The sequence below is a fragment of the Vibrio makurazakiensis genome (assembly GCF_050337375.1).
Classification (GTDB): domain Bacteria; phylum Pseudomonadota; class Gammaproteobacteria; order Enterobacterales; family Vibrionaceae; genus Vibrio; species Vibrio makurazakiensis.
In genome coordinates, this window is sequence record NZ_JAKJSW010000156.1 from 1 (window position 1) to 10,344 (window position 10,344).

Consider the following 10,344-nt stretch of genomic DNA (forward strand, 5'->3'; position numbering starts at 1 on the left):
GAGGAAGATCTTTCCCTTGCACTTCATCATTCGGCAGGCCTTCACCGTTAAATCCTTTTTCCTGGTATTTAATGGCGTTGGCAATTGGTCCCATTCTTGGAATCCTGCGGATTAAATCAGATGCTAACGCCGCGTGCTGACCTAGGCTTTGTTGTGTTTGGCTAGCGGCCTGAGATTGCTCTGGAATTGGAGGAACGGTTAAATGCCCGTTGTGTTGTTCGTCGGGGAAGAGAATATGCCCAAGCTGAGAAAGTTGAACCATTGGCTCAAAACTCCAATGGCTTTTCAATTTGAGCGCTTTGGACAACGTATCCATATGGAATTGTATACGAGAGTTATGTTCGCTAACTTCGGGCTCTATCAATGAAATCACTTCACTGAGTACGCTAATTACTCCTTTTAAGGTTTTATTTAGCAGCACTTTTTCCGCAATAATAAGATCATATTGATGTAGCGCTGAGTTAATGAAAACTAAAAGTTCATCAGGTGAACAGGGTTTATTAATGAAGCGAAATACATCGCCGATGTTCACTGCATCAACAGCCGTTTTTTGGTCAGAGTTACCCGTAAACATCATACGAACGGTGTCGGGAGAGCGTTCTTGAATCGCTTCAAGAAGCTGTAGCCCATTCATTTCTGGCATGTTCATGTCTGACACGACCACTGCATAATGTTTCTTTTCAATAAGTTCTAGCGCTTCCTTGCCAGAGCTCGCTAATTCTATCGTTACCTGGTTGCGCAAAGTGCGCCTAAACGAGTTTAGAATATTGACTTCATCATCCACTAATAAAATAGGCTTATCCATAAGCTATCTACTCAACTTGTTGCATTTGTATTTTAAGTGTAGCCAACAATCTGTTTTATAAAGTGATATGAGGCAAGTTTCTTATATAAATACGATTCTTTTGAGAGCTTTCGTTGCGGTGAAGTTATCTGGGTGGGTTTCAAGACTATCCAATTCTTATCGAAGGTATGATTTAGGCATATTGGCTAAATGATACGAAAAAGGCCAGTTACGAGTGTACCTGGCCTTTTATTTTGGCTTTAGTTCTAGATCTAACTTTGGGTTAGTTTACAATCACAGTCGACAGTACATAACCCACGCCCGTAGCAGTAACGACTCCAATAAATCCAGGCAATAAAAAGCTATGGTTTAACACATATTTTCCAATCTCGGTTGTACCAGAGCGGTCAAACGTAATTGCTGCAAGATCACTCGGATAAAATGGGAAGAAGAAATAGGCGTAACAGGCAGGAAGCACCCCAATTAGTACAGGATCTGGGATACCCATTGCAAAACCCAGTGGAAGCATGATGGTGAGCACAGCAGCCTGACTTTTCAAAAACACTGACACCACGAACATCGCGATCGCAAATGTCCAAGGGTGAGCGGCAACTAAATCACTGACTAAGCTGATTAAATAGGGTTTGTGGAAACCGATAATCGTGTCACTCATCCATGCGATACCAAAGATGATGATTACCGCGGTCATACCAGCAATGAACACATTACTGTGGACAATTTTTTTCGGATCAATCTTTGTCGTCAATAAGATCAAAGCACCGACAGAAAGCATTAAGAATTGAATCGCGACGGACATGTTTACGCCCTCTGGTAATAGCGCGAGGTCTTTACCAAACATAGCGACGAAGATAACAGTGACGATACCTGCAAGGAATATACTTAAGCCGCGTTTGGCTGTTTGTTGGCTCGCTGGGTTATCAGACTCTTCCTCGGTTTCGTCGATTAACTGCGCTTTAAACTCTGGGTCTTGGCAACGCTGAATAAACTCCTGATCCTGGTCGAGTTCTTTACCTCGTTTAAGGCTCCATAAGCAACCTGCCAATACACCGATTAGGGTTGCTGGGATGGTGACTAGCAATACGTTCACCAAACCAATATCCAATTGATTATCAGCAGCTGTTGCCATTACTACGGCTGCCGCTGCCGCGATTGGGCTGGCAGTAATGCCCATCTGAGAAGCAACGGTCGCCATTGCCATTGGTCTTTCCGGGCGAATGCCTTTCTTGTAAGCCACATCATAGATGACGGGAAGTAGGGGATAGACTGAATGTCCGGTGCCCACTAAAACTGTCAGTGAGTATGTACAAAGTGGGCCAAGGAAGACGATTTGACTTGGATGCTTACGTAAAAGGCGTTCGGCAAACTTCACTAATAGTTTAAGGCCGCCAGTGGCTTCAAGTGTCGCAGAAGCAGCAACAACAGCCAATATGATCAGCATTACGCTAATAGGGGGAGAACCAGGGGCGACGCCGAAGACGAAAGCAAGCACTGAAACGCCCAACCCACCTAATAAGCCAAACGCAATGCCTCCATGGCGGATCCCGATAAATATGACCGTCAATAACAGGAGCATATGCACATAAAACATAGTCAAAACCTCACTGCAGTAGTAAATGAACTGCCATGCTACCCAAAAGTGGTAGGTGTTAATGTGAGCCTTTATGCTTATTAGTTATTACATTATAACTATCGTGTAGTTTATTGTTTTTAATCAAAAAAAGGTGGGGTCAGGCGGTGTTTGAGTTATCGAGTCATCATTTTAATAGAGATGATTACTCGAACAAAAACTCTTCGCCTGTTTCTATCCACTGCGGATATTGCTTCATGACTTTGGTGTAAAGGGAACTTTCGTAGTGAGCTCTTAGCCACCTCTCAATGTTCTTGTATTGAGGTGTTACAAACCACTTTTTATCTACTCTGGCAAACTGACTGATGAAGGGCATTAGCGCGTAGTCGGCTTGGCTTGGTGTATCTCCAAAAAAGTAAGCGTGACTACTGAGCCTTTCTTCAAGTGGCTTAATGAAGGTTTCACAAAGCTTACGACGTTGTTCTTGATCGTCATTCCGATAGCGCATTGAGGCGCGGTATTGTTCTAAGTTCGGAATAAACTCGCGATCGTTCATTGCTATCAAGTCTTGGATTTGCTTTGAAGTTTCGGGTTGAACGAGCCTAAGAAGATTGCTTGGGTCATTTCTCGATAACGCCCAATGCATGACATCTAAGCTTTGCTCTATGACTCGTCCATCATCAAATACTAACACTGGAACCGTCCCTTTCGGAGAAGCTTCTAGAAGTTCTGGGGGCTTATTTCTTGTCACAATGTCCCTCAAAATTACGGGTTGCTTAGCAAGCAATAACCCCATTCTGGCGCGCATTGCGTAAGGGCAACGGCGAAGTGAGTATAAAATTGGCAGTGTCATGAAACTCCCGTGATCGTTATGTAGTTCATTTCTAACTCTATTTTTAACATAACTAGTGTGATTTAAGTCAATAAAAGCTTGAACTGTGGTAATAAATTAGTGATGTCGTTAGAATACGCGCTCAAAAAATATTATAAGTTTAGCAAGTGAGCGGTTTCAAAAATGAGCAGAAAAATTGAGTTATTGGCACCTGGCGGTGATGTAGAAGCAATTAAAGCGGCTATCGTTGCTGGTGCGAATGCAGTTTATTGTGGCTTGGACACCTTCAATGCTCGTAATCGAGCGTCCAATTTAAGCTTGGATGATTTGAATGGTGTGATCCGTCTTGCTCATGAGTATGGCTGCGAAATCTTTCTAACACTTAATGTCGTGTTGCTCGAACATGAGATTAAGAACATCGTTAAACTTCTAAACCAGTTAGTGAACACTAAAGTTGACGGCATCATTGTCCAAGATTTAGGTTTGTTCGACTTGGTTAAAAAGCATTTCCCAACATTGGATGTTCACGCATCAACTCAATTAACAACGCACAACGAAGGTCAAATTAAATTCTTGGCAAAAATCGGTGCGTCGCGCGTTAACTTATCTCGTGAACTAAACCTTGAAGAAATCAAAACACTGACAGAAGTGGCACATGATGTTGATGTTCTGACTGAGGTGTTCGTTCATGGTGCGCTTTGTATCGCTTTCTCAGGTCAATGTTATTCAAGCTCTGTGAGTGTTGGTAACTCGGGTAACCGTGGTCGTTGTAGCCAAGCATGCCGTGACGAGTATGAAGTAACTAATGCAGGTAACCGCTTCCCACTAAACCTGAAAGACAACTCTGCGTACTATGACCTACCAGAATTGGTTGATGCGAAAGTAGACTCACTTAAAGTTGAAGGCCGTATTAAAGGTGCGCATTACGTTTACACTGTTGTTGATACGTGGAGAAAGCAGATCGATAGCTTTGTAGAAAGTGGTCTGTTAATTGAAGACGATTCAAACCTACATAAAGTATTTAACCGTGATTTCACTAACTCTTTCCTCAAGGGCAACCTGACGAAAGACAKGTTCATTGATAACCCGCGCGACAACAGCATGAACTATGCCGTTGACCAAGCGAAAGAGCAGAACAATGAAATCTCAGTCGTTCAAATTCAAGAAGTGACTAATGACCTGCACGAAGCTAAAGATGTGCTTGGTCAAGAGATGCGCGATAAAATCCAGTACCTAGATATCCGTAAGACAGAGGTTTCAATCTCTTTCGCTGCGAAGCTAGGTAAACCATTGTGCGTAACTGTTCATTCGAACAAAGAACCGATTGTTATTACATCGAAGTCTGTGCTAACTGAAAATACTGAAAACCCTCTAACTCAAGAGCTGTTAGAGAAGCGCTTTAAAACCGTTAAGAGTGCCGTTCATACGCTAGAAAGCCGTAACTTTGATGAATTGGATGCTGGTCTAAGTATTCCATTGCGTGAAGTTTCAAATATCAAAGATCAAATCGACTTTATTCTAAATGGTGAAGTTGAAGTTATTAAACACGTTGAAGTACCAGCGCCTAAACAGCAGCCTAAAATTAATGAAACACCGACTCTGTCGATGCTGATTGCTGATGTGAGTGATCTTCACCTATGTGATGTGACAGATGCAGATGTGTACTTCAAGCTACCAGAAAGCTTTAAAAAGCGTTGTAATAAGTACATTGATATTCTTTCTGAGAATCCACGTTTAATCCCTTGGTTCCCAGCGGTATTAATTGGCAAAGATTACGATGAAGCTGTACGAATTCTTGAAGAAGTGAAACCAGAACGTATTGTAACTAAMAATACTGGTATAGCTTACAAAGCTTTCGAAATGGGTATTGAATGGGTTGCGGGTCCTTTCATGAACACGACCAACTCACATGCTTTAATTACTTTGAAAGAAGAATTGAACTGTGCGGGTGCGTTTATCTCTAATGAGATCAATAAAGGTCAAATTCGTCATATTAAACGCCCTGAGAACTTCAAACTGTTCTACAGTATCTACCATCCAATTTTGATGATGACGAGCCGTCAGTGCTTCTTCCAAAGAACGGTAGGTTGTAATAAGCCAAGTATCGAAGCTGGCTGTATGTTGAAGTGCGAAAAGGCGACAACCATTACCAATGTTAAAGGTATCTCTTTTGCTGTAGATAAACAGAAAGGCGGCTACCCAAGCATTTATAACCACGAACAGTTCCTAAACTACGATGCAGTTTCTGATTTGTCGGGTTTGTTTGATGAGTTCTTTATCGATTTAACTAACATTGGTGCTGGCTCTAAAGAAGTACAAGACAAAGTTGAACTTATTAAGCACTTTGAAGGTTTACTGAGTGGTGTTGAAGGTTCTCAGCAGCAGTTAGATCAGTTGGTAGAAGTTCGTACTAACGCTCAGTACGTTCAAGGTTTGTAGTACTAACAAAAGCTATACATTTTGAAAGAATAACGCCAAGGCTGATGCCTTGGCGTTTTTTTTTGGATCTAATTTACTCTGCGTGCTTTTAAAACATTAGGTAAACACCACCAGACACTGACGTAGCACTTTCAGAGTTAGGCAATAGTTGGTGGTTTACTGCAACATCCAATAATAGAGGGGAGCCTGGGACAGAAAACTTAATACCAGCGCTAATATAAGGTTCAACGCTGTCTTCACTTACTGTTTTAGGTGCACCGTCAGTCGTATCCCAGCGTGTTGTTTCTGAAGGGATGTAACTCGCACCGGCAGTTCCATATAAGTTAAAGTCGCCCATTGCTTGTTCTACCTTTATTCCGAGGCTGTACGAGTCGTATTTAGAACTAAACCCATCGCTGTCGGCTGAAACGCTGCTATTGAATGTCTGTGTGTGTCGGTAACTAAAGTCGGCGGCAAGGAAGTTATTAAAGTAATAGCTATAACCGGCTTCCCCAAAATAAGCGGATTCTGAGTCTGATCCATCGGATATGATCGTTGCACCAAGGTTTGTGTAAAAAATACCAGGGCCTGATTGTGCAAAAGTTAGACTGCTAAATGAAGAAAGTACTATAGCAGTGGCTATCGCGTATTTTATTTTACCCATATGAGAACATCCCTATTTAAAAATTAACAACCTTGTTCAATCAAATTTATCTAAGTAGCGAGCCCGCATTGGTGGTGGCAACTTATGTCGGCTTTTATTTGATGCTCAAAAAACAAGCAAGAATTAGTCCGTAATGTGATTATTCTTTAATAATAGTAGCGATGTTTCATAATAAATCAGTGAATTATTCAAAAAAATAGCTAAATATTTTCAGATAAAAACGAAAGAAATTACGTACTTAGTTTGTATTTTTGTGATTTGGGATGGATTAAACTAATTTTTGAACACCTGATTCGGTAAGTTTGACGCAAAGGGTTGCGCAATCGATTCTTGCTAAGTTGATGATTTTAATGAAAAGGTGTGAACTTGAAGGGGGAGGGAGATGTTTTGGGTATGTAATCTTCCGTATGGTATCACAAAAAAAATGAAAATATCAGACTTGCTGTTCTTAAATCACAACCTATAATGCTGAAAACCGGAGCGTCTGCCAACGCTCCGGTTTTTTTGTGTCCGAAACTCAGTGAAGCGTCTGCCAACGCTTACTGAAAACGCACGACACGTAATATAATTACAGGACAAATTATCATGCGTATCGAACAAGAACTTAAGTTAGGCTTCAAAGATGTACTGTTTCGCCCTAAGCGTTCAACACTAAAAAGTCGTTCTCAAGTAAATTTAACCCGCGATTTTACATTCAAGCATAGCGGTCGTCAATGGTCAGGTACACCTGTAATCGCAGCTAATATGGACTCAGTTGGTAGCTTCGAAATGGCTACTGAGCTTGCAAAACACGGCGTAATGACAGCAATGCACAAACACTACACTGTTGAACAGTGGGCTGAGTTTGTAAAAAACGCTGATAAAGAAACACTTAACAAAGTATTCGTATCTACTGGTACGTCTGAACGTGACTTCGAAAAAACAAAAGAAATCCTAGCGCTAAGCGAAGATCTTGAGTTTATTTGTATTGATATCGCGAACGGCTACTCAGAGCATTTAGTTGAATACGTACAAAAAGTGCGTGCTGAATTCCCAACAATGACTATCTCTGCGGGTAACGTAGTGACTGGTGATATGTGTGAAGAACTAATCCTAGCGGGTGCTGACATCGTTAAAGTTGGTATCGGCCCTGGTTCTGTTTGTACTACACGTGTTAAAACAGGTGTTGGTTACCCTCAGCTTTCTGCAATTATTGAATGTGCAGACGCAGCACACGGCCTTGGCGGCATGATTATCGGTGATGGCGGTTGTGCTTGTGCTGGTGACGTTGCTAAAGCGTTTGGCGGCGGTGCTGATTTCGTAATGCTTGGCGGTATGCTAGCAGGTCACGAGCAGTCTGGTGGCGAAGTTATCGAGCAAGACGGTAAAACGTTCATGAAGTTCTATGGAATGTCTTCAGAGTCAGCAATGGCTAAACACTCTGGTGGTGTTGCTAAGTACCGTGCTGCAGAAGGTAAAACTGTTTTACTTCCATACCGTGGTGACGTAAACGACACTATCTCAGACATCCTTGGTGGTGTACGTTCAACTTGTACATACGTAGGCGCAGCAAAGCTTAAAGAGCTAACTAAGCGTACTACTTTCATCCGTGTACAAGAGCAAGAGAACAACGTTTTCGGTAAAGCATAACGTTTAAAATACTTGTTTAAAATTTTAAGAAATGAGCCACTTTTTAGTGGTTCTTTTTTGTCTGAAATTCGGTAAGTGACAGCAGAGAAAATATTTCTGCCCCATTATCGCTTAAACTGTATCGGTTACCTTCTCTAAGGGTTGTGTTTTTGCATTAGTTTTCCTATTGGAAAATTATTTCTGAGAGAGTTGAGTTCCAAAAAGATTGTTGTTAGATTGTCTGAATGAAATACATTTCAACGCTTACATCATTCTTCTTCTGGTGGCGCTCTAATTAGAGCGGCACGGAATTCTTACATTCYCAAGCTGCTGGAAGGTAGCTAAGATTGTAATTTCTTTTATATCTCCAGTAGCGATCTGTTTTAACTAGGAGATATACCTTTGAGCACAAATCAATATACTGATAAACCAGAAATTATTTTAACCGGTGATAGAGCTACAGGCCCGCTGCATCTAGGTCATTATGTCGGTTCTTTAAAGCAGCGTGTAGCTTTACAGGCAATTCATGAGCAAACGATTCTTGTTGCTGACATGCAAGGTCTTACTGATAATGCTCATAATCCGAAAAAAGTATCATCTAACATTCTAAATGTCGTTGCCGATTACCTAGCTGTTGGTATCGACCCTTCTAAAACAACCATTTGCCTTCAATCACAACTACCCGCTCTTGCCGAGTTGACTATGTATTACAGCAACCTCGTAACCATCAGTCGGTTAGAGCGAAATCCAACAGTCAAAAGTGAAATCCAAAACAAAGGGATTGAACGATCTATCCCAGCTGGTTTTCTAACATATCCTATATCTCAAGCTGCTGATATTACGGGGTTTAACGCATCTTTAGTCCCTGTTGGGGATGACCAATTACCAATGATTGAACAAACTAATGAGATAGTGAGAAAGGTTAACTCACTAGCAGGGCGTATTGTTTTGAATGAGTGTAGACCTTTATTAAGTAACGCATCACGTTTACCTAGTGCTGATGGGAAAAATAAGATGTCTAAGTCGATGGGCAACGCCATTAATCTTGGCTCTACCGAAAAAGAAATCTCCGCAGCTGTCAAATCGATGTATACCGATCCTAATCACTTAAGGGTCGAAGACCCCGGCAATATCGAAGGAAATGTTGTGTTTACTTATCTCGATGCTTTTCATTCAGATGAAGACTATGTCAGCCAACTAAAAGGGCATTATCAACATGGGGGGCTTGGTGACGGTCAAACGAAAAAAGTACTGGAAGAGTGTTTGCAGGATATGCTCCGACCAATAAGAGAGAGAAGAACAGAGTTTTTAAATGATAAGGCTCAACTAGTTGATATTTTAGTGGAAGGAAGCCGAATATCTAAAGATAAAACAGAAAAAGTGCTTTTTGATGTTAAAGACATCTTTGGACTCAATATTCTATGAATAACTTATTTTCAGCAACGAGCTTCGAGAAGGTCATTGGCTGAACATTTCGAAGCTCTTTTCTCTATTAGGGATACTTTAACTTATGTGAATTTAGTAGAAATAGTTAGTGTCGCTAACTCATTTCTGTCCAAAAATCAGTTATAGCCAAGTAATAAAGCTGGTCAATATGCCGTATGAATCCATTTGGTTCTCTACGGCATATCCATTATCAATAGTATGAAAATCTCATCTAGTTATTTTACAGCATACTTCTCGAAAATAGCCTTACCAATTTCATTAATTGCTTGGTTACGTTTTGGCATTGATAGGTTGGTTTGTGTCAGGTAGATACTAATGATTAGTGGCTCGCGCTCATTATTCCAGATTACTGCAGTTATACCACGTGAACCGTTAGCACCTGCGCCAGAACGATCTGCAATAGACCACCCTTGTGGCAAAACAGAACGTAGCAAAGAATCGGAAACAGTGTTCCCTTGCATCCATTCCTTAAGTTGTTTTTTTGAATCTGGGTTCAATACATCTTCTAATAAAATATGACGCAAGGTCTTATTCATCGCATTTGGCGTCGTTGTATCTCGTCGGTCATCAGCTTTGGCTTGGTTTAGTTCTGGTTCAAAACGATCTAATTGAGTTACTTCATCTCCGGTAAAACGTAGAAATTCAGTGACACCCTGTGGACCTCCTATGTGCTGTAAAACTATGTTTGCAGCAGTATTATCACTAGTTTTCATCGTAGCTTCACAAGCACCTTCAAGGGTAATTGAACCCCCAACCATGTTTTTTGTAATTGGTGACCAAGTGATTAGTTCATCGGACTTTACTGGCGCCATTATATTTGTATCTAAAATGTCTCTATCAGAATCATGTAGCATTTTTGCACATGCTAATGTCTTGAATGTACTCATCATGGGGAACCTTTCATTCCCTTTATAATTCCATTGTTGATCGTTGGAATCTAAAACTGATACACCTATGCGTCCCGAGGTACGTTGTTCTATAGAATCGATCGTGTCACTTAATGT

8 protein-coding genes are annotated in these 10,344 nt (G+C 41.1%); 3 read left to right on the top strand and 5 right to left on the bottom strand.

The window, feature by feature from the left end:
* The 3 genes from L4C33_RS15755 to L4C33_RS15765 form a co-directional block, all read right to left on the bottom strand.
* Positions 1-805, bottom strand: an 805-nt coding sequence (locus tag L4C33_RS15755; protein WP_428813369.1) for a response regulator, incomplete at its 3' end; no start/stop codon positions are given.
* Positions 806-1,067: 262 nt separating this feature from the next.
* Positions 1,068-2,393, bottom strand: coding sequence for an anaerobic C4-dicarboxylate transporter (locus tag L4C33_RS15760; protein ID WP_428813370.1), 1,326 nt, complete (start codon positions 2,391-2,393; stop codon positions 1,068-1,070).
* 184 nt (positions 2,394-2,577) lie between these two features.
* Positions 2,578-3,168, bottom strand: coding sequence for a glutathione S-transferase (locus L4C33_RS15765; protein WP_428813376.1), 591 nt, complete (start codon positions 3,166-3,168; stop codon positions 2,578-2,580).
* A gap of 219 nt (positions 3,169-3,387) precedes the next feature.
* Here L4C33_RS15765 and L4C33_RS15770 point away from each other — a divergent pair, with 219 nt between their 5' ends.
* The gene (locus L4C33_RS15770) at positions 3,388-5,643 is read left to right on the top strand and encodes a peptidase U32 family protein (RefSeq protein ID WP_428813371.1); all 2,256 of its coding nucleotides are present in this window, start codon (positions 3,388-3,390) and stop codon (positions 5,641-5,643) included.
* 88 nt (positions 5,644-5,731) lie between these two features.
* On the opposite strand, the gene L4C33_RS15775 is transcribed toward L4C33_RS15770, so the two are convergent.
* Entirely contained in the window at positions 5,732-6,286 is a 555-nt protein-coding gene (locus L4C33_RS15775) for an outer membrane beta-barrel protein (protein WP_428813372.1), read from the bottom strand.
* A gap of 585 nt (positions 6,287-6,871) precedes the next feature.
* Here L4C33_RS15775 and L4C33_RS15780 point away from each other — a divergent pair.
* Positions 6,872-7,915: a GMP reductase gene (locus L4C33_RS15780; RefSeq protein ID WP_428813373.1), complete on the top strand. Its 1,044-nt coding sequence runs from the start codon at positions 6,872-6,874 to the stop codon at positions 7,913-7,915.
* A gap of 381 nt (positions 7,916-8,296) precedes the next feature.
* Positions 8,297-9,319 carry a tryptophan--tRNA ligase gene (gene trpS, locus L4C33_RS15785; RefSeq protein WP_428813374.1) on the top strand — a complete coding sequence of 341 codons (1,023 nt, stop codon included), beginning with the start codon at positions 8,297-8,299 and terminating at the stop codon, positions 9,317-9,319.
* Positions 9,320-9,555: 236 nt separating this feature from the next.
* Here the strand turns inward: trpS and bla are convergent.
* The coding region (bla, locus tag L4C33_RS15790; protein WP_428813375.1) for a class A beta-lactamase at positions 9,556-10,344 on the bottom strand (789 nt) is incomplete at its 5' end.

What these genes read in the sequence shown, in the direction of transcription:
- L4C33_RS15760 (WP_428813370.1), bottom strand. Translation starts at nt 2,393, where the DNA reads ATGTTTTATGTGCATATGCTCCTGTTATTGACGGTCATATTTATCGGG.
- L4C33_RS15765 (WP_428813376.1), bottom strand. Translation starts at nt 3,168, where the DNA reads ATGGGGTTATTGCTTGCTAAGCAACCCGTAATTTTGAGGGACATTGTG.
- L4C33_RS15775 (WP_428813372.1), bottom strand. Translation starts at nt 6,286, where the DNA reads ATGGGTAAAATAAAATACGCGATAGCCACTGCTATAGTACTTTCTTCA.
- L4C33_RS15780 (WP_428813373.1), top strand. Translation starts at nt 6,872, where the DNA reads ATGCGTATCGAACAAGAACTTAAGTTAGGCTTCAAAGATGTACTGTTT.